Genomic DNA, 23,867 nt, shown 5'->3' with positions numbered 1-23,867 from the left:
GCTCACCGGTCCATCACCTTCGACTCCAGATCGGCGGGCTGCGGGTCGAAGAAGACGACCCCGGCCTGCGCCGCGCTCTCGGCCGTGAGCGGGCCCAGGTCCGTGCCGCGTACCGGCCCGGTGCGGCCCAGTGCCCGCCACAGTCGCTCGGCGAAGTCCGGCATGACGGGGTACGCGAGCCGGGCCAGCAGTTGCGCGGCCGTGGCCTCCACCGCGAGTGTCGCGGTGTCATCCGGGTGGGCGGCGGCGAACTCGGTCGTGCCGCGGACCAGGTCGCACAGGGCTTGGGCGGCGGTGCGGGGCGAGAAGCTCCCGGCCAGGTACGCGCCGTGGCTGCGGGCGGCGAGGCGGGCCAGTTCGGCCAGCTGCGCGCGGTGCGCGTCGGTCAGGCCGGTGAGCGCGGTCGGGGCGCCGGTCGCCAGGCGGTCGAGCACCGAGGCGAGCCAGGGCTGCCAGCGCCCGGCCAGCTCGCCGTCCGCCAGCTCGTGGAAGCGCTGCCAGGTGAAGTTGGTCCGCTCGTCCTCGGGCCGGTCCAGGGCCAGCACGAAGCGCACCGTGTCGGCCGGTGCGTGGGCCAGCAGGTCGGTGGCCCAGATCGCGTGCCGGCGGCTGGTGGAGAACTTCGCCGCATCGAGCTCGTAGAACTCGTTGGTCAGCAGCGCGTCCGGCAGCCGCAGCCTCTCGTCGTAGGCCATCAGCAGGGCGGGTATCAGCGCGGCGTGGAAGTAGCTGTTGTCGAAGCCGAAGAACTGCACGATCCCCGCGCGGTCCCACGCCTCCCGGGGGTCGGTGCCGTCGCCCCGCCGGTCGAGGGCTTCGGCCACCGCGTTGAGGTAGCCCGGCGCCATCTCGGCCCAGACGTAGACGCGCTGGTCCTCGAAGCCCGCCACCGGCACGGGCAGACCCCATCCGGTGGGGTGGCTGAGCGGGATGTCCGGCAGCCCGGCCGCGGTCAGCTCCAGGCAGAAGGCGCGGAGCCGGGGGCTCATCGTGACGGTGCGGTGGTACGCGGCGAGCCGCTCGGTGTAGCGGCCGAGGGGGAAGACCAGGCGTTGGTAGGAGCGCAGTACCGGCGGCCGGTCGCAGGTGGTGCAGCGCGGGTCGGTCAGGTCGGTGCAGACGTTCGGCCAGGCGCACACCTCGCAGGAGCTGCCGTCGGTGGGCACGCCGCAGTGCGGGCAGCCGCCCCGGACGTACGCCTCGAACAGGTAGCGCTCGCAGTCCTCGCAGTACAGGCAGTCCTCGGTGCGGCGCTCCAGGCGGCCCTGCCGCTCCAGGGCCAGCACGAAGTCCCGGACGGCCTCCTGGTGGCCCGTCGAGTGCTGGGGGCGGACGTAGGAGTCGATGGCGAAGCCGATCGAGTCGAAGATCGCGGCGATCTCGTCGGCGAAGCCCTGGGCCATCTCCGGGGGGTCGATGCCCAGGGTGCGGGCCTTCGCCGGGACGTAGCTCTGGTGGACGTCCGAACCGGTGGCGTACAGGGCGTCCTCGGCGCGCAGGTGGCAGGCGCGGGTGTAGACGTCGGCCCCGGAGTACGGGCCCGCGAGGTGGCCCAGGTGGAGATCGCCGTTCGGTGTCGGCGGTGCGGCGGTGACAATGCTGAACACGGGCATCGCTGGTGAGCTCCTCAGAGGCTGACGGGTCCGTGGCTGTCCGGCCAGTAGATGGAGAGGAACACCATCCGGGTGTCGCCGGTGTTCGTCACGAAGTGGCGGCTGCCGCCGGGGATGAACACGGACAGCTCGGGGTGGACGGGCGCGCGTTCCTCGCCGATGGTGATCTCGCCGCGGCCGTCGAGGAAGACGAAGACCTCGTTCTCCTCGTGCTGGTGCGGCTCGGTCGCCCCGCCGGGCTCCACCACCGCCTTCCCGAAGCCCCAGGGGGCGAGGTCCTCCCCGCCGTGCGGGTAGAGCTGCTGGTAGCGGATGCCGTACGCGTCGGTCAGTTCGTGCTCGGTCATCGGACGGATCAGCATGGGCGCACACCTTCCCCCGGCGAATCCGGGGCAATGCGGCGGTGGTCCGATTCCCCCGTCAACCCCGTTCGTCGTCGATGGTTGGCGGTGTGATCATCGTCGTGGTGCTGAGTACCTGTCAAGGATGTTCAGTGGCATCGGAGTTGGGTCGGGCGGGCGATTGGCACCCTGTCAGTTCCGGGCCGGAAGGGCCATCACCTTGCCCGTTCCGGAAAGGCGCGAATTCCCGGCCGGACGCGGGTTCGCGCACCGCGGCGCGGCGGGCGCGGCCCATTGGCCCGCGTGCAGGCGCCGTGATCCGCGAACGGCTTGCGCTGCTCGACGAGTTGACTGGCCGACAGGTCGGTGGCCGCCGCGGCGGCGCGTTCGGCCGGCAGGGAGCGACCCCGTCCGCCGCCTCCACTTCGAGGGCCTCAGCCCTCGGCGGCCCGGTCGGGCAGCCGTCAGACCGGCCGTCAGGAAAGCGACCACGGTGGAGAGTTCGGGAAACATCGGGACGGATCGGGCTGCAGGAACGGCAGCCACTCCTCGTGGGGCCGCCAGGCGAACGCGTCGTGCTCCCGACTCAAGTGCACCGGCGGCCCGGCCGGGACCGGGTCGGCCGCGAACGCGAAGTCGATGACCGGCGGCCAGCCGTCGGCCGCGCAGCGGTAGTCGACGGCCAGCGGGCGCAGCGGTGTGGTGGGGTGGATGCCGGTTTCTTCGGCGCGTTCGCGCAGGGCGGTGGCGAGGGGGGTCTCGCCGGCGTCGGCGAGGCCGGCGGGTGGTTGCCACCAGGCGGGGTGTCCGGGGTAGGGGCGGGCCTGGTGGAGCATCAGGATCCGTCCGTCCTCGTCGGTGACGAGGACGGAGGCGGAGACGGCGTGCGGGGGCAGGGGGCGGCGAACTCGGCGGGCTCGGGGGTCTCGGTCACCGTGCTGGTCTCCCTGCCCGTGCTGGTGATGGGGCCCGCTCAGCGGGCGAGGGTGACGGTCAGTTCGGTGTTGGGGCAGGCGGCGGCGAGGCGATGGAGGGTGTCGGCCTCGGCCTGGTCCACGCTCGGGCCCCAGCGGGTCTTCACCACGGTCCAGTCGATGATGTGGGTGCAGTGGTACCCGGCCGCAGGCGGGAGCCACTCGGTGACGTCCTTGTCGGCCTTGCTGCGGTTGGACTTCGCGGACACCGCGATCAGCGCCCGCGGCTCGTCGAGATCGTTGGCGTAGGCCTGGCGCTCGGCCGCCGACCAGGCCGAGGCCCCGGCTGGCGGGGGGCGTCATTCCCACCGTGTTGTATTCCTTGGGGGCCGCCCTCGCCGGCCGGTGTCGGAGGCCGGCGCTACGGTGCCCACCATGGACACTTGCGATCTTGAACAGCGGCACCGAACCGGCTCCGGGAAGAAGGAGCGATGAGCCGGCAGGGCGAGCCGGGTGTTTCCGTCCGGTGGGACGAGGGCTACCGGGCTTTCCACGCCGGGACCGTGGAGGACGTGCGTTTCGTCGTCGCCCGGATCCCGGCCGAGGCGAAGGACAACTTCGACTACGCCGCCGTGCCCTGGGACCGTTTCCACCACTCCTACGGGCCCGGCACCGACGTCCCCGCCGCACTGGAGCAGGTCCGTACCGGCGACGAGCGCGGTGTGCGCATGGCATTCCACCGGCTGTGGAGCAGCCTGCTGCACAGCGACACCGGTTGCGCGGCCGGCGCCCTGGCCGTTCCGTTCCTGATCCGCATCGCCCTCACGCGCGCCGACTACCGCGCCGAGATCCTGGCGGGCCTCGCCGGTCTGGCCCGCCGTCAGCACTACGGTGACGGCAGCCGCACCGGCCTGCTCCGCGCGGCACGCGCCGACGACCAGCTGGTCTTCGAGGCCTCCGGCTACCTGGGGAACTGGTCGGTGCAGGCCGCCCGCGAGGCCCTGGCCGCGGACGCCGGCCTGCTGCTGCCGCTGCTCGACGATCCCGACCCGGAGGTCCGCCAGGACGTCGCCCACGCCCTGGCCGCGGCCGCGGGCCCGTGCGGGACGATCGTGCGATCCCTGCACGCCCGCTTCCGAGTCGAGGACGACCCTGCGGTGCGCGCCTGCCTCGTCTTGGCGATCGGCCAACTCGCCTGGGAAGAGCGACACCCGGCCGCCATCGAGCAGATGCGCACCTGGTGGCAGGACCCCTCCCGTCCCACCGAGGTCAGGATGTGCGCGGCCCTGTCCTGGCTCTGCCTCACCGACGGCCCCATCCCCGGCGACCTGCGCGCCTTCCTGGACGCTGCGGCTACCGGAGACCTGGCCGCCCTCCTCGGCCGGATCCCGTGGATGCTCCGTGTCGACTACGAAGGCGACGGGCTGCGCAGATGCCTCGACCAGATGTACCACCCCGAGAAATACCCCCACTTCACCAGCTGCCTGGACTGAAGAACCGAACAATTTCTCTCCCGACAACCCTCTTCCCGCCGATGCCGTCCCAACTGCTGGCGAACTCTCCTGTGAACCAGTGGATGGCCGCCCATCGGAGGCGGGCAGTCCGGACTGTGTGGTGCGGGTCCCGCATTTCCTACCCGCAAGCCCGAGCCGTTCAAGGATGCAGCCGAAACCGATTGGACCGACAGGTCAAGTAATGATCCTCAGCATTACCCATAAAGGCTCCCGAAGGCATGCCGAAAGCCTCCGGGAAAAACTTCTGCTCGCGTCCCAGATATTCGAGGCCGAGGATCCGGATCGGGCGACCGACGGCTCATGCCCCCCGAGAGAGGTTTTCGAGCTCTCGATCACCGATGACCCCCATTGGGAAAGATGCCCTCCCGACAACTGCCTCGTCGTTGCGGTGAACCGGTCGACGGGCCACGGCGGGCTGGCATGGTTCGTAACCGGCAGAAATCCCAAGAAAGGCGGAGTCTACGACCACGTCTGGGTATCCGACAATCCCGAACCTCCTGACTACGACCCCCGCGTGGTGTCGGAATCCTACTACCCCCATTACCACGACCCCGCAATCACATTCCCGCTCGACCGAATTCGCGCCGCCGTAGAGGAATTCTGTAGGGCCGACAACGGCGACCGCCCCGAGTCCATCACCTGGATCACGGGCAATGCGAACGGAATGCGCAGCGACCGAGAGTATCCCGACGACACAGTCGAAAGCCCTTGGTAGGAAATGTGGCAGGCCGTTTCTTCCGAGTCGGGCTGCGACTGGTGGTGATCCGCCGGTGCGGGTCACCACCGACTGCGCCTCACGGGCCCGAATTGCGAGCCGGTGTCGGTCCGTTACCCGATGGTCGGCGGACCGTCAGCGGGGTTGACCGGCGGAGGCGCGGGCATGTCGCGCTTGCGTTCCTGGGCTGTGGTGCGGGCCTTCAGGGAGGCGGTCCAGTCGGTGGCCGCACGCTGGCGCCACTGTCGGTCATCTCCGCGTAGTGGTTCTCGGCGCGGCGGCCGGTGCGGTCGGGGGCGAGGAGGCCGATGTAGTCGATGACGATCAGCGGGGCCTGGCCGGTGCGCTTCGCCGGGCAGGTCGGAGCGGTCGTTGGCGTCACCCCGCAGACGGCCACGCTGACGGACGGCAGCGGCCAGACAGAGGGGCCGGTTGCGGAGCTGACGGGCGATCGGGACTTCGCCATGGTCGACCTGCCGGCCCGGCAGCCGCTCCCAGTTCAGTCCCGGCTGGGGCCCCAGGCACCGGGCGCTCGGGCCCGGCGCCGCCAAGGTGCTGACCGAAGCCGTCCGGGTTCCCCGCACTCCGCCGCCGTGGTCGCCGACCGCCGTCGAGGCCGCCCTGCACACCGTGCTGGAGGAATTCGCCCGGACCGCCGAGCCCCGCGGCGGGAGGCTCCGAGGACCTGGACGAGGACGCCCTCGCCGAGACCGCCGCCGAGGCCCGCGCCTTCGGCACCGATCCGGCCCCGCGCCGTCGACGAGCTGGTGCGCGGCCTGCTCGGAACTGGCCGACTGGCAGGCCGCGATCGACGGGCTGGCCGAGCACTCACCGAGGCCAAGTCGGAACGCTCACCGCGCCCAACGGTGGCAGAAGCGTCTGGGGCGGCTCGGGTCAACGGGGCCCGCTCGTCAAGCGCTCTTGTGTGTCCTTCCGGTGTCGTCGCAGAGGCAGGACGATGACAGCCGGCTGGGACCGGTCCTCGAGGGCATGCAACTGGTCGCCGCCGCCGGCGGCCGCCTCGCCGGGCAGGCACAGCGACGACGACACCCCGGACGTGGTCGTCGACAACTACTACTACGAGGACTGATCCGCGCGTCCCCGGACCCCGCCCGCCGGTAACCCGATTGCCAAAAAGCCCATGTGAGGGTGTATGAATCCAGGGCCCACGCCAATCGTGGGCCCTGGAACAAGGGGGTTTCCCGCTCGATGCGGAAGAACGTCTTCAAGCGCGCCGCCGCGGCCCTGCTCGGCGCCGCGGTCATCGCCGTCGCGGCTCCGGCCGGCACTGCCGCGGCGAAGCCGCCGGCCAACGAGGCCACCAGCCTGCGCAGCGGCGAGAAGCTCCTGTCGGGACAGAGCATGGTCAGCGGCGAGACCGAGCTGGTGATGCAGTCGGACGGCAACCTGGTGCTCTACCTGGTGGGCGACACCGGCCACCGCGGCCCGGTGCTGTGGTCCAGCGGCACCTACGGCAACCAGGGCGCGTACGCCTACATGCAGCCCGACGGCAACTTCGTCGTCTACCGCCAGGGCGGCGGCCCGGACTCCGGCGGCGCGCTGTGGAGCACCGGGAGCTACGGCCACCCGGGCACGGTGGCCTCGCTGCTGAACGGCTGGTTCGCCGTCAGCGGCCAGCAGCTGTACTGGCAGACCGACACCGGCGTCACCCCGGCCGTCGGCGCCACCAACGACAAACTCGGCCCGAACCCCAACACCATGGCGCACGGCCGCTGGATCGAGTCGAACTCGGTCTGGCTGCTCATGCAGCCCGACGGGAACCTGGTCCTCTACCGCAAGCGCGACGGCGCGGCGCTGTGGTCCACCGGCACCTACGGCCACCCGAACAGCTTCGCGACCGTGTCGGGCGCGCCGACCTTCGGCGCCCTGTGGCTCAACGCCCAGGGTGCCGGAGTCACCTGGTCGCTCTCGACCAAGGGCCGGCCCGGCGACTGGGCGAAGGTGCAGGACGACGGCAACTTCGTGATCTACGGCAGCGACGGCGCCGCCCGCTGGTCCACCGGCACCTGGGGCAACTGGTAGCCGTCCGCTCCGCCAGGGTGCGCCGGCTCCGATGCTGCGCGCACCCTTGACGGTGCACCGACCTCCGGGTCCCGCTCCGGTAAACACGCCATGCTCCGACTGCTCGACCAATTCCCGGACGTGGACGCCGTGTTCGCCGCCTCCGACGCCATGGCCGTCGGCGCCCTGCGCGCGCTGCGCCGACTGGGCCGCCACCACCCCGCCGCCGCGCGCCACCCTGTTCCGCCTCACCACCGTCCCCGGCCACCACCGTCCCCGGCCACCACCCGACCGCACTCCACCGGGCCCGCGCCGCCCTGCGCCAAGCGCTCGCACCTGATCGCCGAGCGGCTCACCGACGCCCACGAGGAAACCGGCGGCGGCCCGCTCCCGGCCGAGGTGGTCGACAAAATCGTCGCCTCGGCGATCGCCGAGGTCCGAGTCCGAGCCCGCCTGGAGTGTCGGCCGCCGAGTTGGAGACGGGCCCGGTCCCGAACGGCATCACCGCCGAAGCCTGGCGCCGGCACGTGCGCGCCGGCCGCGACGCGCTCGCCAAGCAGTGCGCAGCGCGGCCACCGGGCAGTTGCCCCAGCCGCCGGCGTCGTGGGCCTGGCAGGGCGCTGTGGTCCTCTTCTTCGTCGTCATGGCGTCATGGCGCCCCCTGGCCGGGGTCGGCTGTGGACCGCGGCGCTGACGACGAATCAGCGCGCCCCAGCCGGGGGTCACCGTCTGGGGCGCGCGGAACGGAAGGGGCGGCGGGCCCCGGGGGCCTGCGCGGTCGGTCAGAACTGGCTGCGGCGCACCCTCGGACGGGTGGGCGGGGCCTGCTCGGTGCCGCGCAGCGCGAGGGCCGCGGTGCGGGTGCGCTCCAGCCGGCCCGCGACCTGGCGCAGCGTGGCGGGGTCGAGGGTGCGGGTGAGGTCGCGGAGGGCCTGGTGGTCGTCGTCGGTGAGCGTGCCGCGGGCGTGAAGCGGTGTGGCGCGGGTGTGCTCCGCGGCTGGTTCGGTTCTCGTTGAACGGGGGGTGAGCCCGTCCGGGGCGCTGTCCGAGTGGTGGTGGAGGGTGGTGCGGGCTCCGGGGTCCCCGGGGCTGGTTGGTCTACCAGTGCTCGTGGCGGTCGCAGTGCGTGTCGTACTTGTCGTGGTCGTCGTGCCGGGGGCGCTCGATCCTGGTGGGGTCGGTGGCGGTGTGGGGGGTGGTGTCGCCGCCTCCGGTGACGACCGCGACGTTGGTGACCTCGTCGTCGGCGCTGCAGGAGACGTCGACCTGCAGGGTGATGGGCGGGTAGCTGCTCCCGGCGGGAAGGATGTCACTGCGGGTGCAGGTGAGCGTGCCCTGGTCACAGGTCCAGCCGGTGCCGCTGATGCTGTCGGCCTCGAGCCCTGCGGGGAGGGTGTCCTGCATGGTGACGGTGGTGCCGTCGGTCGGGGCGGCTCCGGCGGCGTTGCCGACGGTGATGGTGTAGATGCCGTCCCGTCCCTGGGTGAAGTTCCCGGTGTGGGTCTTGGTGATGGTCAAGGACGGGACTACGTAGGAGATGGTCACCTGGCCGTTGTGGTTCGCCGTCCCGATCGTCGACGGCGCGTAGCTCGTGCCGGTGCCCGTGGGGGTGGCGAAGCTGCTGCCCCCGCCGCCGCCACCACCACCCGCCGAGGTGCCGTGGTTGTTGACGGCGCCGCTGCCGCCGCCGCCGCCGCCGAAGTAGCCGCCCCCGCCGCCACCGCCGCCGGCGATGGCAGTGGCGGCGCAGCCGCCGTCGAAGCGGCCGCCGGTACCGCCGGTGCCGACCGTGACACCGGAGAACCCGCTCCCCGGCGCGCCGTTCGTGACCGCACAGGACGGGACGCTGCCGGAGGTCCCGCCGGGCCCTCCGGTACTGGTGCTGGTGCTTCCGCCGCCACCGCCCTGTCCCGGCGCGGCCCCGGGGCCGGTGGCGCTTCCCGCGGTACCGGCGGTGGCATCCGGTGTCGTCCCTCCGTTGCCTCCGTTGCCTCCCGTGGAGCCCGCTCCGGTGCCGCCGGAGGCACCGCCGCCCCCGGCGACCACCAGCAGGGAGCCGCCCGTGCTGACGCTGGAGGCCCCGCCCCCGCCCGGACCTTCGAAGTGGAAGCCGCTGAGCGGGAAACTCCCTCCTGGGGCGCCGCCGTTGAACCCGCCCGCACCCGCCGTGCCGGTGCCGTTGCAGCCCTTGCCGCCGGTGCCGCCGACGTTGACGGTGAAGGTCGTCGGGGTGGTGGTTTGCGGCAGGGTGGTCACCACCCGCGCCCCCGTCCCACCGGTCCCGGTGACGGAACAGGGGGTGCCGGTGTTGTCGGCGCCGCCCGCGCCGTCCGCGGTGATCGTCACCACCGCCGCCGCCGGAACGGTCAGGGTCTGCGAGGCGCCGGTGAAGGTGAAGGTCTGCGACGGATCGGCCTCCTGCGCGCGCACCGGCACGGCCCCCGCCGGCGCGGCGGCCACCGGTGGAGCCGCGGCCGCCAGCAGCGCCACAGCGGACAGCAGCGCGCCCCCCACCGACATCACCCCCACACCGCGCTCCCCACGCCGTCCACCCGGGCCGACCAGGTCGGACGCACCGCCGGCACCGGCCGGGACCGTCCCACCGGCCAGGGCCTTGTTGAATACGGCCGCGGGCCGCTGACGGCTGACCCGGTACCACGGCAGATCGCCCTGTCCACGCGTACGAGCACTCATCCGCAGGTTCACCTCTCCTCACAACAAAGCGCCCCGCACCCTCACGCGACAACGCGGAAGTACGACAGGACACTTGACGTCAAATCATGACAAACCACAGTGGATACCCCGACCCGATCACTTCGAGGTAGCGAGGTTGTGATGAGAAGCCTCGTATGTCGCAACACCCCGCGCGAGCCGGCGAGGACCCGGCATCGCCCATACGCCCCACTGCGCCGAGCTCTGCTCGACGCCGACGGGGTCGCCGTCGTACGCACCACGCCGCGTACCCGCGAGACCCTCGCGGTGCAGATGGGTACGCGGCAGGGGCTCGAGTCCGACGGCCTGGCCGACCGGACCGTGCTGCCGCTGGGGACGGTGTACGCGGGCGAGCAGCTCGGCCGGTGCGGGCGGGCGCGGCGCGCCGGCCGACCGGCCGGGCCTGGTGGCGGGTCGGCGGGACCTCCTCATCGCGATCGGGGCCGGGATCGGGATCGGGGCCGGGATCGGGGCCGGCGCCGGGCCGGTGGCCGCGGAGGCCGCCGCGGAGGCCGTCGCGGAGGCGAAGCCGAAGGTGTCGCGGGCAGGCCGGTTCGCCCGGGGTCTGGTAGCGCCGGCGGCGTTTGTCGAGCGGGAGCGGCCCCCGGGGTGCCCCGCCCACGCAAGGAGCCGTTGGGGACCGTGGAGGCCGGCCCCGGCGGGTGAGGAGCAGGTGGTGGCGTCGCACTTCGCGCCGGGCGGCCGGCTCGACAATCAGAAGGCCGGCCGGGCGAAGCCGGCGCCCGGCCGGCTCGCGCGGCTCGCCGAGCGCGGCGCGGAGTGGGCGTAGCGGGCCCGTCCCCCCGGTTCGGGTGGCCAGTTGCCCGGCGGTGGGCTTCTCGGGCCCTGAGACAGCACTGGGAGGCCGTCGCCTGCGGGTGGCGGCCTTCCCGCGTTGTGGGGGCAGAGGCGCTGGGCGCTCACGGTGGTGCGGTCCCCGGATCCGATGGCGGGGCGGCCGTAAGAGCTCGGGTGGCGGTGACCGCGAGAGCCGCATCGGGAGTGTCATCGGGAGCGCGCCGAGTGATCGGGCACCGCACCCGCTGCGGCTGGGCGGTCGGAGCCGCTTGATCCGAGCACGGCCCGGCGTCGATCGCGGACACGCCGTCTTCACGCGTTCAGTGTCGGGTCGAGGTCGGCGCGCGGGGCGGCGCCGGCGTCGGTCAGGCCCTGCTCCGCGGCCCGGCGCACCACCGGTGCGGCGCCGGCTGCGCGCCGGGGAGAGCGTCGACGGCGTCACGGCCGCCCGTCCGTACCTGCGGCATCACGTTGGCCGACCGCCCCCGCACAGCCGGGGTGAACGAACCCGACCGCGGCAGCGCCCCGAGCCGGCCCGGCCGCCAGGTCTCGCCATCGGGTGCTGGAGAGCGAACCCCGCTGCGCGGCGGCTCGGGACCGGCGGGCGTCTCCCGGTCCAGGAAGCGGCGCAGGGGTGTGCCCGGGGGCAGCTCGGGCCGGAGGTCGGGCTCATGTCCGCCACCGCCGATCGGTGGCTCTGCTGCGGGCCGGGCCGGCGTGCGCGTCCACCGGCCGGCCCGCTCCCGTGGATTTGGGGCGGACCGGCGGGATGCGGCGGCCGGGCAGTTAAGGCGTGCCGCCCTGCTGGCGGCCCATCCAGTCGGTGATGGCCTGCTCGGTGCGGGCGAGCGCGTCGGTGGGGCTGAACTGCAGCAGCTCCGTCCCGGCGTCGACGTACGGCCGGTGGCCCGGCGGCTGGTAGAACGCGTCGCCGGCCTCGTACACCTCCTCATGGTCGGCGAAGACGAAGCGCATGCGCCCGGCGATGACGTAACCCCAGTGCGGGCACTGGCACATCCCGTCGGGCAGCGACTGCAGCGGCCCGTCCAGGTCGGCGTCCGCCCCGAAGGAGACGAATTCGACGGTGTAGCCGTTCATCTCCTCGCGGCGGTCGGTCACCGGACCGAACTCCTCGACCTTCGTCGCGGACTGCTTGGACACCTTCGGCATCGCTCGGCTCCTCTCCGTGACGGCCCCCGGGACTTCCCGTCGCCTCGAGTCGACCACTCCGTACCGCCGGGTGCATCCGGGCGGCCGGGCGGTGGCGTCGGACGCTCGCCACCCGGGCCGCCTTTAGCTGCTCTGCCCCCGTGTGGCACTGTGAAAGCGGCGCTGGTGATCGGTCAAGGTCGCCTGTCGAAGGTCACTGGCTGTGGCGGGCGGGTCGGTCATCGTGGTGTCCGACCCGCCCGCATCAAGGTGACCTTGGTGGTGGCCGTCAAGGTCCGTGGGGCCGCCGCCGGAGAGGCCGCAGGGTGCCCGGGCGGAGGGCGGCTGGTCCCGAATACCGTCGTCCGCCGTGGACGACAATGGAGAGCGGTTCCCGGCAGGCATGGACGGTACCGGCGCGGTAGGCAGCGCGGACACGGTGCTGGTGGTGGTGCGTGGGCCGAGCGGCGCGGGGAAGTCGAGCACCGCTGCGGGGATTCGCGCCGCGTACGGCCGGGGCGTCGCCGTGGTGGGCCAGGATTTTCTGCGGCGCGAGGTGCTGCGGGAGCGGGACGTCGTCGGTGGGGCGAACATCGGTCTGGTCGGCCTGGTCGCGCGGCATGCCCTCGAGCACGGTTTCCACGTCGTCGTCGAGGGCATCTTGGCCGCCGACCGCTACGGCGCGATGCTGGCCGACCTGGTGGCCGACCACCGCGGGCGCAGCTTCCTGTACTACCTGGACATCGGCTTCGACGAGACCGTCCGCCGGCATGCCACCCGTCCGCTGGCCGCGGAGGTGACGGCCGAGCAGATGGCCGGCTGGTACCAGGCTCACGACCTCCTGCCCGGCGGCCTCGAACACGTCATCGGCGAGCACAGTACCCTCGACGACACCGTCCAGCGGGTCCTCGACGACACCCGTCTCGTCCCGCCCGGCTGGACACCACGCCCCTGACCTCCCATCGGTCCCTGAAGGTGAAGCAGCGCGCATGCCGGCCGGGCCGGGTGCGGTGCCGCCCGCGCGTGGCCGGGTCGGTCGTCGGTGGTGTGACCAGTGCGGGTTTGTCGCGGTCGGGGACGCCGGGTTCGGCGGGTGCGGGTAGGTGTCCGACGTGCGGCCTGGGTGGGCGGGGTCCTCGCCATGGATCTCGGTGCCCGTGTACTGGACGCCGTCCGGGGAGGCCTGGAGGTTCGCGCCCGGTTGGGTGCGCGGCAGGAGGGGTGCGACGCCTTGGCCGGCCCGGGCAGGATGGCCGGGCCGGCCGGTAGGTGCGTCAGTTCCTGTGGCCACGGGGGATGGCGGGAGTGCGCGCCGGCCGGCCGGAGCTGGAGGTCGCGCTCCCCGCCGCCGGCAGGCCTGGAACGCCACCGCGTCCAGGTCACCGTCCGCCGATCGGGTCGTTCGGCCCGTCCGCCGGCTCGGGGGTCGGGTGAGTTGGGGGCGGCGCGGAGCCGGTCGGTCGGCTGCCGCCCGCGTCACCGGTCTGTTGAGGGGAGTTGGCCGGCGCGGTCGACGGCGGCCTTCGTGAGGACCGCCGAGGTGCCGACCACCGTCCCGGCCGGCCCTGTCTCGTCGGCCCCGGTGAGGACGGTGCGCTCGCCGAGGAACGCGTACGTGGTCCGGTCGAAGATCCACTGGGTCTGCTGCCCGTGTGCCGTACGCGCCACGGCGATGCCTTCGCGTCCGGTGGCGTCGACGGCCGAAGCGACCTCCGTGACTCCCGGGATCCGCCCGGCGGCCCGGTAGAGCGCGGCGCTGACCTGTGGCGGCGCCCAGGTCTCGGCCAGCAGGTCGCCGATCGCTGTGAACGCCCGCTGGTCCGGGTCCTGGCCCTTGCCGCGGGTCTGTTCCCTGATCAGCTTCAGCAGGGCGTCCGGATCGGTGGGCAGCGAGGCGACATAGGCGTTGGTCGGTTCACCGATCGACGGACCGTTCCGGCGCGGGGTGTCGGGCCGGGCGGTCTCCCCCGGCCGGTCGAGGTGGAAGACCGGTCCACTCTCGCCGAGCCGGGTGTCCGGCCCGCCTTCCTCGCGCAGCAGGCCGGGGCGGGTGCCGTCGGCGGACAGCCAGACCTGCCGGGTGTGCACGGGAGCCACGGTCACGGGACCGCCCGCCGTGCTCTGAGCCGCGTAGGCGACCCTGCTCTCGACGTAGACGAACTGGTCGGCGCGGACCGTCGACTGCTCCGCTCCGGCGGCGAGCGCGACGCGGTCGAGCAGCCGTACCGCGCGGGAGGTGCCGGTCGTGCCGTCCCCGGCCACCGCCGCGCGGTCGTGCCCGGCCGGACCCCCAGGATCGACCGTCACGACGCCGAGGACCGCGAGGGCGCAGGCGAGCGCCGGCACCGCGATCCGGACCGGACGCCGGTACCGGGCCGGACGCCGGACGGTGCCGCCCTGCGGTCCGGCGGACGCGGCGGACGCGGCGGCCCGGTGCAACACCTCCCGTCTCAGCAGTAGTTGACGATCCGGGTCCAGGCCGGGCACGGCCGGCGGGGGCAGCAGCTCGGCGAGTTCGCGGCGCTCGTCCCGCGCGGAGGACGGACGCTGCGTATCGCGCCGTGGGGTGGCGTTCATCCGTGGCTCTCCTGGATCGACTGGATCGAGCGGATCGACGGCCGGAGCGCGGGGATGCGGCCCGGTACGGGCAGGGCGGTGACGGGTGCGGAAGGAGTCCGTCCTTCCGCCGCGGGGGGCTTTCCGGTTCCGGTGGGCCGGTGCCGCGCCGGCGGGACGCGGGTCTCGGCCCTGGCCCTGGCGTCGGCCTTGGCCTGGGCCCTGGCTTCCGCCTCGGTGAGTTCACGCAGTCGGGCCCGGGCCCGGGAGAGCCGCGAGCGGACGGTGCCGACCGGCGTGCCGAGCGCCTCGGCCGCGCTCGCGTAGTCCAGCCCGGCCCACACCACGAGGGTGAAGACCTCCCGGTCGCGGCGCCGGAGCCGGGCGAGCGCGCGGTGCGCGGCACGCAGGTGCTCGGCGTCCGCGAGGTGCGCGACCAGGTCGTCGGTGAAGTCCGGGACCGAGCCGCGTTCCGGGAGCCGGGCGAGCGCGATGTCCCGGCGCCGGCGGGCCCGGGCGGTGCGGCGCATGATGTTGGTCGCGATCCCCAGCAGCCACGGGCGCAGCCCGTCACCGTCGGGGTGCAGTTTCTCCCGGCCTCGCCACGCTTCCAGGAAGGTCGTCGAGACGACGTCCTCGGCCTCCGCCCAGTCGCCCGTCACGCGCAGGGCGTAGCGGTACAGCACCTGGGCGTGCTCGTCGTACAGCTCGCCCAGGGCGTCGGGGTCGCCGCGGCGAAGACGCGTTCTCATGAGTGCTTCCACGCTCAGCCCTGCCCGGTCCGCCGCCCGGGTTCCGGTGACGTGTGTCACAGGTGTCGGCCGCGCCCGGGGGGGTGGTCGCGCTGCGGATTGTGGTCCGGCTCACAGGAACTCAGGGGCCGGTCCGAGCAGTACAGAGCATGATCACTACTTCCGCTCCCCGCTCCGTTCCTCGTTCGGTTCCCCGGCGCAGCGCCCTGCGGGCCCTGGCTGTCGCCGTCGTCCTGGCCGGCACCTCGGCTCCCGCCTTCGGTGGCGCGGCGTTCGCCGCGGAGCCGCAGACGTTCACCCTCACCATCAAGCACGTGGACCGGGCCGGCCAGCCGGCCGCGAAGTACCGCACCCATGTCGCCGGGGTCTTCAAGGACGGCGGCGAGGAGTTCCTCGAGCAGCAGGACGCCTCCGGCGTCACCACCGTGCGGCTGCCCAGGGGCCGGTACCTGCTGGACAGCACCATGAGCTCGACCCAGGGGGCGAACGGCACGATCGGGACGGACTGGATCGTCCAGCCGCGCCTCGACCTCGACCGGGACACCACCGTCACCGTCGACGCGCGGACCACCGTCCCCGTCGACGTCCGTCCCCCGGACGGCTCCGCGAGCTTCGTGCACGGTTCGACGGTCGTCGAGGTCACGCACCAGGGTGTCACCAGGAGCGGCAATGTCGTCAACGGGTCGCCGAACCTGCGGGTGGCCCACCTGGGGCCCGAGACCGAAGCCGGGGCGCTGAAGCAGTGGGTCGACGTCAACTGGAAGACCGACACCGTCAACTACGCGCTCGGCCGGACCTTCACCGGCACCCGTGCGCTGACCGGGCTCACCCGGCACTACTCCGCGCAGGAGCTGGCCACCTTGAACATCCGTAGCGCCGTCGGGCCGGGCAGCACGGGAACCGCGCACTTCAGCCTCCTGCCGACCGACGGAGCGGCCCTCGGCGTCTCCCGGTCCTTGCCGACGCCCGGCACCGCCACCTTCCTCGTCGCGCCCGAGCGCGGCACCTGGGACATCGGCTTCACCGTCCCCCGCGCCGACGGCACCGCGCCGAACTCCTACACCGCCGACCGCATCGCCGTGCGGGCCGGGGCCACGGTCACCCAGACCTTCGACGGCCCGGTCTTCGGCCCCGCGCTCACCGACCGTCCCGCCGTCTCGCGCGAGGGCGACCGGATCGCCGCGAACGTCGCGCTGCTTGCCGACGGTGACGGCCACGCGCCGTGGAGCCCGTCGTTCGACACCGCGCGCACGTCGTTGTACCGCGACGGCGTGCTGGTCGGGGCCGTGTCCGACGCGCCCGGACGCGGGGAGTTCACCGTGCCTTCGGGCAGGGCCTCGTACCGTCTGGCCACGACGGTGACCCGCAAGGCCGCGGCCGGCGCGACCACCCGTGTGAACGCGTCGTGGACCTTCGCCTCGGCCACCACGGCCGGGCCGACCGCGCTCCCGGTGAGTGTCGTGCGGTTCTCCCCCGAGCTCAGCCCGGCCGGCACCGCGGCGGGCGGCAGTGCGCTCCGGATTCCGGTCACCGTGCAGGGAGCCGCCGCGGACGGGCGTACCCGTTCGCTGACCGTCTCGGCGTCTACCGACGGCGGTGCCTCGTGGACCCGCCTCGCGCTCGAAGCGGGCGCGGTGACGGTCCACAACCCGCCGGCCGGCACCGGTGTCTCCCTGCGCGCCGAGCTGACCGATGCCGACGGCAACACCCTCGAGCAGACCATCACCGACGCCTACCGCACCCAGTGACGCCGTCGGCCGTCTGAGGCCGCTTTCGGGAACCGCCGGGAACCGCCGGGCCGTTGCCGGCCTCGCTCCGGGTCGTGCCGGCGCCGGGAGCGGCCTGGTGGCGTGTGGCTGCGGGTGCTGCGGTGCTGCGGGCGAGCGGGTCGACGCCGGAGCAGTGGGATGCGGCGGCCGCGGAGGCGCGTGCGGCGCGGTCGCCGTTCGGCGCAGCGGTGGCCACTGTCGCAGTGGTGGGGCCGGCCGCGGTGAGGTTCCCCCGAGGTCCGGCAACCTTCCGCACCTCGGGGGAACCCCACACCGCCGCGCTCGACCGGATCGTCGTGGCGGTGGGCGCGTTCGCGGCCCTGACCTGCGGGATGGTGGCACGTTCGGGGCTGCGTTCGGCGTTACGGGTGCTGCTCCGGGCGCTCTGCGGGGTGGCGGTGGTCACCGCGTTCGGTCTGCTGATGGACGTGATCACGCTGATGACCGGTGAAGGGGTGGACAGTTGGGTGGCCGCCGCGAACCGTGCGCCGGCGGCCGTCGGCGCGCTGCTGCTTGCGGCAACCGCCCGGGCCGACCGTCGCCCGGCCGCCGGTGCCACTGCGCCGGCACCCTCCCTCGCCCCGACACTTAGCCGGACGTCGGCCGTGCCGCGGGTGAACGGGGTTCACCGCCTGCCGGGAGCGGGGCTCAGTGCGACGTGTACGGTCGGCGGCTGCTGCAGGGTGTGGTGGACGGTGCAGTTCGACGCCACCGCGAGCAGCGCGTCGCGGCGTGCCGGGTCGAGGCCGGGGGGCACGTCGACGGTGACGGTGAGATCGGTGACCCGGGCCGGGCGGTCGGTGGCCATCGTGAATTCGGCGTCCACCCGCAGGCCCTCGGCCCCCACTCCGTGGCGGGCCAGGTAGCGGCCGGCGTAGAACGCCACGCAGGAGGCCAGGGACGCCGCGAACAACTCCGTGGGCGTCGGCCCGCTGTCGTCGCCCCCGGCGTCCACCGGCTGGTCCACCACCAGCCGGTGACCGCGGATCGCGACCGCGTAGGCGTCACCCGAGGCGTGATCCACCCGGATCCGTCCCGGAGGCAGGGGCTCGTTCGCCCCCAGGTGCTGGACGGGGCGCTCGGTCGCGGACATGGCGGGCTCCAGGATGTTCAAGGGATCGGGGGGTCGTGGTACGGCTGTGTCTCCCATTGACGGGCCCGGGGCACCGCCGTCCCAAGGGCCGAACGGCCCCGACAGGGCCGCCGTTGCTCCCGTGCCCGCGTCTCCATGTGTACCCCGGCCGGTATCTGCCCCCGAGGTGCCGCACCGCCTGCCGCGCGCCTGCCGGGACAAGCGGGTTCCACCTGTGCCTCGCGGCGGATCACGGGCCGGCGCCGGCGCCGGGGCCGGCGGCCGGCGGCCGTGTGGGGTGCGGCCGCGAGCGGGGTCCGGCGCGCCATGACGGCCTGTAGCGGGTACCCCGGCGGACAGGGCGAGGGAGCGGCAGGTGTACTGACGTCGCGCCGGCTCTCGAAGGCGGTCGGAAGCGGGGCTCCGTCCCGGTCGGCCGCCGTGCGGGGGCCGTGGGCGCGGCGGGTGTCCGGCGCCCGGCCGACACGGGCGCGGGCGCGGGGGACGTCGGTGGTCGGTGCGGTCGGCGGCCGGACGAACGCGCGTCCGGGCACCGGGCGGGAAGCGCGAGCAGGCGCCGAGGTGGCGGAAGGTCCGTCGTCACGTACGAGTGCCCGCAGGGTCGGCACGTAAGGGGAAAAGGCCGCCGAACTGACCGCGTTTCGCGCTATTGGGAGGCTCGCTCCGGCGCGCCGGCTTTTCTCACGACATGTCACACCTGCGCCTCGCCGAACGCCACGGCCCGCCACTCGGCAACCCCATCCGAACTGCACGATCTCAGAACCTCGCGCGGCACTCAGGTGAGACATGGGCGCGCTGCTCGGCTGAGACTCTCCGGGCGGTGGGAACGGCAGGGGTGGCGGTCTGGTGTTCGGCGGCAGGGGCGGGCGGGGCCGGCCCGATGGTGGCCCTGGGGGGCGCAGCCGCGGTGGGGGTGGGGGTGGCCACGGCCGGGGCTCGGGTGGGGTGGGGTGGTGCGGGGGCCTGGCCGGGTGGGTGCGGGTGGTGCGGGGGTCACAGCCAGTCGTTGCGGGCGGCCTGGGCGCCTGCCTGGAAGCGGCTTTCGGCGCCCAGGCGGTTCATCAGGTCTTGCATCATGCGGCGTACTGTCCGCAGGGACAGGCCCAGTCTGCGGGCGGCGGACTCGTCGGTGTGGCCGTCGCCGAGGAGTTGCAGCAGGGCGCGTTCGGAGCCGGTGAGGTCCTGGTCGTCGCGGGGGGCGGGCTGGCCGAAGTCGGCTCCGTTGCGCCAGAGTTCGTCGAACAGTGCGCGCAGGGGCTGGACGAGGGCCGGGCCGTGCAGTTCCAGTGCGCCGCGGCGGCCGTCGCCGGGGTCGCTCGGGATCAGGGCGATGCTGCGGTCGACGATCACCAGTCGCATGGGTAGTACGGGCACGGTTCGTGTCTGGCCGCCGAGATCGGCCAGCCATCGGGCGTAGCGCAGGGTGTCGGGGTCGTTGCGGAAGCTGTCCTGGAAGATGCTGCGGATGGCCACTCCGCGTTCCAGTGCCAGTCGGTTGGGGTGTTTGCCGGCCTGGATGGAATCGGGGCGGACGGCTCCTCCGCGCATCAGGGACAGGCATTCCTCGGTGGCGGTGGCCGCGAGTTCCTCGAGGCGGTCGCGGACGGCTTCGAGGGAGTCCAGTCGCACGACCATCTCGTCGTCGGTGCGCCGGTCGGTGTACTCGGCGGAAAGGGCTTCGATCGCGGTCCGGGCGTTCTCCAATTGCTGCTGGCGGAAGAGCAGTTGGTTCTGGTTGCGGGCGAGCAGCCTGGTCAGTCCGACTTCCGGGCTGACGGCGCGCAGGGTGCGGGAGTCGGCCGCGGGCCGCAGTAGCGTCAGTTCCAGTAGTTCGTCGAGTGCTTCGCGTACCTCTGTCTCGGACAGGTGCAGGGTGGTGGCGATCTGCTCGACTCCCCCGTCCGGGTCTGCCAGCAGGGCTCTGTAGACGCTCTCCGTCAGTGCGTTCAGTCCGAGTGCTTGCAACACCGCGCCGCCCTCCCCGTGTCGATGATCATCATCGGCGTCCGGCGGTGGGGGGCGCAACGCTTTTCGCGGACGAAATGATCTGGCACTTAGGTGCCGAGCTACTTCGTGCCACCTCTGCGGCCGTGACATCGCCTTGGCCGGACGGCAGGATCTTCCCCAAGAGCGGAAATCGCACAGAAACCGGGACGAGTTCCGCGAACCGCGCACGGGCACAGCATGGTTATGAATGAGGAGAGAGCAGTCGTGGCCCACTCAATACGTATCGTTTGCACTGGATTGATCGTCGCATTCACCGTCGGCCTGGGCTCCGCCGCCGCGGGCGGCGTCGTCGCGGGCGGCGTCGTCGCCGATCGCCCGGCCCCGCGCACTGCCGCCTCCACGGGTTTCGACTGGGACGTCGTCACCCCCGCGCCGCCCGCGCAGAGATGACCGGGTTCCGTGCACCTGGTCGCGGTGACGCTCATCTGTCTCGGCCCGGCGCCCTCTCAGTTGACGGCTGAGGCGGTCACCGATCTGATCTGGGTCCACAGCCGGCCCGAGGACCGGGTGGAGCACGTCCGCGCCCGTGTCGACCTCAATCAGTACGGCATCGCCGCCGCGATCATCGCGGACACTCCGCAAGCGGCGACCGCGAACCTGCGCCTCGTCTGCGAACGCGCTCTGCGGCACGCGCCGGCCCTGCGCGGCTGGTTCCTCGTCCTCACGTAAGACCTCCCCCGGCCGGGCCCACGGCTCTCCTGTCCGCGTGAGCGCACTCGCGCCGGGAGACCGGCGACCGCCTGCCCGCCTCGGTCCGGACACCCCGGACCGGCCGGACACCCCGGACCGGCCGGGCACCTGACGTCCGCCCGGACACGACACGCACCCGGCCGCGGGGCCCCCGGTGGCCGGCGCGGTGGTCACCCGCGCCCCGGCCCGCCCCGCCGAATGTCCGCACGCCCCGAGGTCCCCGGCCGGTCCGCGCCGGCGGGGCGGGGCGGGGCGGTGTCACGTGACCCGTCCCGGCACCGGAGCGTCCCGTCGGCGCGGTGCCGGGGGCCGGGCGGTGCGGCCTGTCCGCGCCCCCGAGCCCCATTCCAGCGCCCTGGCCGCGGCCAAGGGCACCTCCCCCCAATTCCCTTTCCCTGAAAGCAGGTTGTTCGCCATGCGCGTTTTCGCCAAGATCGCTGCCGTCGCGGCCCTCGCCGTGCCGATGCTCGTCGCCGTTCCCGGGGCCGCCAACGCCACCACCGCCCCCAATGCCTCCGCCGCCCCCAGCGCCCTCGCGGCCAGCTGTGGCAGCGTCACGCAGATCGGCACCACCGCCTACCTCAACGTCGGCGGGCAGACGATGGCGTCGGTGAAGCAGTACAAGGGCTGCGGCAAGAACTACTCCTACCTGTACGTGTGGCAGGGCTACCGCGACACCCACAGCAGCTGGGACGCGTGCACGTCCATCCTCACCGGCACCACCGTCCGCGACGTCCAGTGCAACTCCAACATGGTGGAGATCTGGTCGTCCGGCGCCGACACCCTGTCGGAGTGCACCCAGGGCATGGGCTGGAACGGCACCGGCCCCCTCCCCTACGGCAACGAGGTCGTCGCCAAGACCGACGTCCGCTGCTGACCGTCCGGCCCGCGGCCACCACCGCGGGCCCGGTCCCGAAACGGCTGCCGCCGGCGGTCCGGCCCCTTCCCCGGAGCCGGTCACGCCCCCGGAGCCGGTCACGCCCCCCGGGCCGTACTGACCGCCGAACCGGCACCCGCACCGGCACCCGTACCGGTCGCCCGGCCGCGCCGGGGCAGCGCGGAAGCGCACCCTCCCCGGCGCCGCCCTTCCGCGCGGCCACCACGCCGGCCACGCCGGCGACGGCCGCATAGGCCGACGACGGCGACGGCCGCACCGGCCGGCGGCGCGACCGGGCGCCACCACGGCCGGGAGCCCTCCGCCGCAGCCCCCACCCGCCCGCCGCCCGGCAACGGGACGGGGCCGGGCCCGACCCTCCACCGAACCAGAAGGAAGCACCGCATGGCATCCGTCATCAAGACCCGGAACGCCGCCACCCGACTGCTCACGGCCATCGCCGTCCTGAGCGGCCTGGTGCTGAGCGCCGCACAGGCCCACGCCGCGACCCCGCCCCCCGCCGAGGCACCCGCGGCCACCGCCGCCGTCCTGCCCGTGGTGGACATGGAAGCCACCGTGCTGGCCGCCCAGATCGACCCCCGACGCGCCGACAGCACGCAGACCCCGGGCGCCCACGACTCGGTCCTGGCCGTCGAGCAGGCACTGCAGGCCCGCGGCCTCCTCGACGCCCGCTGGGTGGACGGCTACTTCGGCACCACCACCGTCTCCGCCTACGCCGCCTTCCAGCGCTCCCTCGGCTTCAGCGGCCTGGACGCCAACGGGCTGCCCGGCACCACCTCCCTCACCGCGCTCGGACAGGGCCGCTTCACCCTCACCCACCAGATCGGGCCCGGCGCGAAGCTGCAGCGCGACGGATACACCGTCAACACCCGCACCCAGAACATGCTCACCGAGGCCGAACGCCTCCTGGGCGGCACCCACCTGACCCTCGACCAGGGCTCCTACAACCCCGGCGGCGATCCCACCTCCGCCGGCACCCACGACGGCGGCGGCGTCGTGGACATCAACGTCGACGGCATGTCCGCCAGCACCCGCACCGCCGTCGCCCAGGCACTGCGCCAGGTCGGATTCGCCGCCTGGGTCCGCAACCCCACCCAGGGCAACTGGCCGTGGCACATCCACGCCGCGGCGATCAGCGACACCGACCTGGCCACCCAGGCCCAGAACCAGACCGGTGACTACTACCTCGGCCTCAACGGCCTGGCCAACCACGGCGCCGACGACGGCCCCCGCATCCCCATCCAGACCTGGGAGCAGTACCAGCGCACCCACTGACGCGCACGGCACCACCCCGGCACAACCGGAGCACCCGCCGAAGCGCCACCTCCGGCACCGCGTTCGCCGCCGAAGCACCACCCCGGCACGACCGGAGCGCCGCCGAAGCACCACCCCGGCACCACCCCAGCACGACCGAAGCACGACCGGAGCGCCGCCCCAGCACGACCGGAGCGCCCGTCGATGACAGGCCACGAAAAGAGAGAGCCTTGAAGAACATACGCACCACGCTCGCCGTCGCCGGCACCGCACTGGCCATGGCCCTTCCCCTCGTCGGCGCCACCTCCGGCACCGCGTTCGCCGCGTCCCGCGACGGAGTCTGCGACGCCGGGGAGTTCTGCTACTACTACAACAGCGACAACGCGGGCTCGATCTCCGACTTCAGCGGCTCCCTCGGCGACTACGGCGCCACCCAGCCGTCCTGCTACGAGTTCAAGGGCGCCGGCAACGGCCAGGGCGTCTGCGTCAAGAACAACGCCGCGTCGGTGTGGAACCGCACCGGGCAGACCGTCCGCGTCTACTACAACAGCAACTTCGGCGGCGCCAGCCAGGACTTCGCCCCCGGCGCCAAGGGCAACCTCAACACCACCCTGAAGAACAACAACGCCTCCCACCAGTTCCTCAGCAGCGGCGGCGGCTCCAACCAGTCCCCCACCGACGACTTCGACCACGGCACCCGCGGCTTCGCCGCCAACAACTGCACCGCCTTCGCGGCGTACCGCATCGCCAGCCGTCTCGGCGTCCCGAACTTCACCAACTCCTACGGCGGCACCACCTGGGGCAACGCCAACACCTGGGACGACGCCGCCCGCCGCCTCGGCATCTCCGTCGACACCACCCCCACCGTCGGCTCCATCGCCGTCAACGACATCCACGGCTCCTACGGCCACGTCGCCTACGTCAACGCCGTCTACTCCGACGGCTCCTTCGACGTCGAGGAATACAACTGGAACAACCCCCTCGGCTACGGCACCCGCAGCCACGTCCACGTCGGCTCGTCGTCCGAGTTCCAGTGGATGATCCACTTCTGAGCAACCCCGGGCACGACACCG

The 23,867-nt window shown here is 73.2% G+C and carries 22 protein-coding genes; 11 read left to right on the top strand and 11 right to left on the bottom strand.

Annotation, left to right across the window (positions count from 1 at the left end):
- Window positions 1-2: 2 nt before the first annotated feature.
- The 4 genes from ACGFWJ_RS27050 to ACGFWJ_RS27035 all read right to left on the bottom strand — a co-directional run bounded on the left by ACGFWJ_RS27050 (window position 3) and on the right by ACGFWJ_RS27035 (window position 3,137).
- Window positions 3-1,613, bottom strand: a complete 1,611-nt coding sequence (locus ACGFWJ_RS27050) for a methionine--tRNA ligase (RefSeq protein WP_392954241.1) — start codon at window positions 1,611-1,613, stop codon at window positions 3-5.
- Window positions 1,614-1,627: 14 nt separating this feature from the next.
- Window positions 1,628-1,975 (bottom strand): cupin domain-containing protein, encoded by a 348-nt coding sequence (locus tag ACGFWJ_RS27045; protein WP_387642004.1) that lies wholly within the window; start codon window positions 1,973-1,975, stop codon window positions 1,628-1,630.
- Window positions 1,976-2,430: 455 nt separating this feature from the next.
- Window positions 2,431-2,850, bottom strand: coding sequence for an NUDIX hydrolase (locus tag ACGFWJ_RS27040; protein WP_392954357.1), 420 nt, complete (start codon window positions 2,848-2,850; stop codon window positions 2,431-2,433).
- Window positions 2,851-2,927: 77 nt separating this feature from the next.
- On the bottom strand, window positions 2,928-3,137 hold the full coding sequence (locus tag ACGFWJ_RS27035) for a hypothetical protein (protein ID WP_392954361.1): 210 nt from the start codon (window positions 3,135-3,137) through the stop codon (window positions 2,928-2,930).
- A 222-nt stretch (window positions 3,138-3,359) separates the two neighbouring features.
- Here ACGFWJ_RS27035 and ACGFWJ_RS27030 point away from each other — a divergent pair, with 222 nt between their 5' ends.
- On the top strand, window positions 3,360-4,361 hold the full coding sequence (locus ACGFWJ_RS27030; RefSeq protein ID WP_392954239.1) for a hypothetical protein: 1,002 nt from the start codon (window positions 3,360-3,362) through the stop codon (window positions 4,359-4,361).
- 202 nt (window positions 4,362-4,563) lie between these two features.
- Window positions 4,564-5,097 (top strand): Imm1 family immunity protein, encoded by a 534-nt coding sequence (locus ACGFWJ_RS27025; RefSeq protein ID WP_392954237.1) that lies wholly within the window; start codon window positions 4,564-4,566, stop codon window positions 5,095-5,097.
- Between the two features lie 202 nt (window positions 5,098-5,299).
- Here the strand turns inward: ACGFWJ_RS27025 and ACGFWJ_RS27020 are convergent, their stop codons facing one another.
- Window positions 5,300-5,563 carry a hypothetical protein gene (locus ACGFWJ_RS27020; RefSeq protein ID WP_392954235.1) on the bottom strand — a complete coding sequence of 88 codons (264 nt, stop codon included), beginning with the start codon at window positions 5,561-5,563 and terminating at the stop codon, window positions 5,300-5,302.
- Between the two features lie 492 nt (window positions 5,564-6,055).
- Between ACGFWJ_RS27020 and ACGFWJ_RS27015 the strand changes: the two genes are divergently transcribed.
- Entirely contained in the window at window positions 6,056-6,187 is a 132-nt protein-coding gene (locus ACGFWJ_RS27015) for a hypothetical protein (RefSeq protein ID WP_392954233.1), read from the top strand.
- Window positions 6,188-6,306: 119 nt separating this feature from the next.
- Window positions 6,307-7,140 carry a hypothetical protein gene (locus ACGFWJ_RS27010; RefSeq protein WP_392954231.1) on the top strand — a complete coding sequence of 278 codons (834 nt, stop codon included), beginning with the start codon at window positions 6,307-6,309 and terminating at the stop codon, window positions 7,138-7,140.
- Window positions 7,141-8,217: 1,077 nt separating this feature from the next.
- Here ACGFWJ_RS27010 and ACGFWJ_RS27005 read toward each other — a convergent pair.
- Both ACGFWJ_RS27005 and ACGFWJ_RS27000 read right to left on the bottom strand, forming a co-directional pair.
- Window positions 8,218-9,813, bottom strand: coding sequence for a hypothetical protein (locus ACGFWJ_RS27005; protein ID WP_392954229.1), 1,596 nt, complete (start codon window positions 9,811-9,813; stop codon window positions 8,218-8,220).
- A gap of 1,602 nt (window positions 9,814-11,415) precedes the next feature.
- Entirely contained in the window at window positions 11,416-11,799 is a 384-nt protein-coding gene (locus ACGFWJ_RS27000; RefSeq protein ID WP_392954227.1) for a hypothetical protein, read from the bottom strand.
- Between the two features lie 349 nt (window positions 11,800-12,148).
- Between ACGFWJ_RS27000 and ACGFWJ_RS26995 the strand changes: the two genes are divergently transcribed.
- A complete protein-coding gene (locus ACGFWJ_RS26995) occupies window positions 12,149-12,733 on the top strand; it encodes a kinase (RefSeq protein ID WP_392954225.1) in 585 nt (194 codons plus the stop codon).
- A gap of 521 nt (window positions 12,734-13,254) precedes the next feature.
- Here ACGFWJ_RS26995 and ACGFWJ_RS26990 read toward each other — a convergent pair.
- Window positions 13,255-14,355, bottom strand: a complete 1,101-nt coding sequence (locus ACGFWJ_RS26990) for a CU044_5270 family protein (RefSeq protein WP_392954223.1) — start codon at window positions 14,353-14,355, stop codon at window positions 13,255-13,257.
- Window positions 14,352-15,086, bottom strand: coding sequence for an RNA polymerase sigma factor (locus ACGFWJ_RS26985; RefSeq protein ID WP_392954221.1), 735 nt, complete (start codon window positions 15,084-15,086; stop codon window positions 14,352-14,354). Before ACGFWJ_RS26985 ends, ACGFWJ_RS26990 begins: the two co-directional genes overlap by 4 nt.
- Before the next feature lie 149 nt (window positions 15,087-15,235).
- Between ACGFWJ_RS26985 and ACGFWJ_RS26980 the strand changes: the two genes are divergently transcribed.
- Window positions 15,236-16,834, top strand: coding sequence for a serine protease (locus ACGFWJ_RS26980; protein WP_392954219.1), 1,599 nt, complete (start codon window positions 15,236-15,238; stop codon window positions 16,832-16,834).
- A gap of 646 nt (window positions 16,835-17,480) precedes the next feature.
- Here ACGFWJ_RS26980 and ACGFWJ_RS26975 read toward each other — a convergent pair.
- Window positions 17,481-17,948: an OsmC family protein gene (locus ACGFWJ_RS26975; RefSeq protein ID WP_392954217.1), complete on the bottom strand. Its 468-nt coding sequence runs from the start codon at window positions 17,946-17,948 to the stop codon at window positions 17,481-17,483.
- Between the two features lie 993 nt (window positions 17,949-18,941).
- A complete protein-coding gene (locus tag ACGFWJ_RS26970) occupies window positions 18,942-19,916 on the bottom strand; it encodes a LuxR C-terminal-related transcriptional regulator (RefSeq protein WP_392954215.1) in 975 nt (324 codons plus the stop codon).
- A gap of 276 nt (window positions 19,917-20,192) precedes the next feature.
- On the opposite strand from ACGFWJ_RS26970, the gene ACGFWJ_RS26965 reads away from it, so the two are divergent.
- From ACGFWJ_RS26965 to ACGFWJ_RS26945, 5 genes are all read left to right on the top strand, one after another.
- Window positions 20,193-20,345 (top strand): hypothetical protein, encoded by a 153-nt coding sequence (locus tag ACGFWJ_RS26965; protein WP_392954213.1) that lies wholly within the window; start codon window positions 20,193-20,195, stop codon window positions 20,343-20,345.
- Window positions 20,346-20,354: 9 nt separating this feature from the next.
- Window positions 20,355-20,624 carry a hypothetical protein gene (locus tag ACGFWJ_RS26960; protein WP_392954211.1) on the top strand — a complete coding sequence of 90 codons (270 nt, stop codon included), beginning with the start codon at window positions 20,355-20,357 and terminating at the stop codon, window positions 20,622-20,624.
- A gap of 436 nt (window positions 20,625-21,060) precedes the next feature.
- A complete protein-coding gene (locus tag ACGFWJ_RS26955; protein ID WP_392954209.1) occupies window positions 21,061-21,522 on the top strand; it encodes a hypothetical protein in 462 nt (153 codons plus the stop codon).
- A 402-nt stretch (window positions 21,523-21,924) separates the two neighbouring features.
- Window positions 21,925-22,815: a peptidoglycan-binding protein gene (locus tag ACGFWJ_RS26950; protein ID WP_387641948.1), complete on the top strand. Its 891-nt coding sequence runs from the start codon at window positions 21,925-21,927 to the stop codon at window positions 22,813-22,815.
- Between the two features lie 209 nt (window positions 22,816-23,024).
- A complete protein-coding gene (locus tag ACGFWJ_RS26945) occupies window positions 23,025-23,846 on the top strand; it encodes a CHAP domain-containing protein (RefSeq protein ID WP_387641946.1) in 822 nt (273 codons plus the stop codon).
- The last annotated feature ends 21 nt before the right edge of the window (window positions 23,847-23,867 follow it).

Origin of the sequence: Kitasatospora sp. NPDC048407 (assembly GCF_043200475.1) — a bacterium.
Taxonomy (GTDB): domain Bacteria; phylum Actinomycetota; class Actinomycetes; order Streptomycetales; family Streptomycetaceae; genus Kitasatospora.
Note: the sequence above shows the minus strand (reverse complement) of the source record. Positions and strands in the feature narration are given on the sequence as shown.

Bases quoted from the DNA above. Each gene is read 5' to 3' on its own strand.
- ACGFWJ_RS27005 (WP_392954229.1), bottom strand. From the start codon at position 9,813: ATGAGTGCTCGTACGCGTGGACAGGGCGATCTGCCGTGGTACCGGGTC.
- ACGFWJ_RS27010 (WP_392954231.1), top strand. From the start codon at position 6,307: ATGCGGAAGAACGTCTTCAAGCGCGCCGCCGCGGCCCTGCTCGGCGCC.
- ACGFWJ_RS27000 (WP_392954227.1), bottom strand. From the start codon at position 11,799: ATGCCGAAGGTGTCCAAGCAGTCCGCGACGAAGGTCGAGGAGTTCGGT.
- ACGFWJ_RS27025 (WP_392954237.1), top strand. From the start codon at position 4,564: ATGATCCTCAGCATTACCCATAAAGGCTCCCGAAGGCATGCCGAAAGC.
- ACGFWJ_RS26980 (WP_392954219.1), top strand. From the start codon at position 15,236: ATGATCACTACTTCCGCTCCCCGCTCCGTTCCTCGTTCGGTTCCCCGG.
- ACGFWJ_RS26990 (WP_392954223.1), bottom strand. From the start codon at position 14,355: ATGAACGCCACCCCACGGCGCGATACGCAGCGTCCGTCCTCCGCGCGG.
- ACGFWJ_RS26975 (WP_392954217.1), bottom strand. From the start codon at position 17,948: ATGTCCGCGACCGAGCGCCCCGTCCAGCACCTGGGGGCGAACGAGCCC.
- ACGFWJ_RS27020 (WP_392954235.1), bottom strand. From the start codon at position 5,563: ATGGCGAAGTCCCGATCGCCCGTCAGCTCCGCAACCGGCCCCTCTGTC.
- ACGFWJ_RS27015 (WP_392954233.1), top strand. From the start codon at position 6,056: ATGACAGCCGGCTGGGACCGGTCCTCGAGGGCATGCAACTGGTCGCCG.
- ACGFWJ_RS26950 (WP_387641948.1), top strand. From the start codon at position 21,925: ATGGCATCCGTCATCAAGACCCGGAACGCCGCCACCCGACTGCTCACG.
- ACGFWJ_RS26955 (WP_392954209.1), top strand. From the start codon at position 21,061: ATGCGCGTTTTCGCCAAGATCGCTGCCGTCGCGGCCCTCGCCGTGCCG.
- ACGFWJ_RS27030 (WP_392954239.1), top strand. From the start codon at position 3,360: ATGAGCCGGCAGGGCGAGCCGGGTGTTTCCGTCCGGTGGGACGAGGGC.
- ACGFWJ_RS26985 (WP_392954221.1), bottom strand. From the start codon at position 15,086: ATGAGAACGCGTCTTCGCCGCGGCGACCCCGACGCCCTGGGCGAGCTG.
- ACGFWJ_RS27045 (WP_387642004.1), bottom strand. From the start codon at position 1,975: ATGCTGATCCGTCCGATGACCGAGCACGAACTGACCGACGCGTACGGC.
- ACGFWJ_RS27050 (WP_392954241.1), bottom strand. From the start codon at position 1,613: ATGCCCGTGTTCAGCATTGTCACCGCCGCACCGCCGACACCGAACGGC.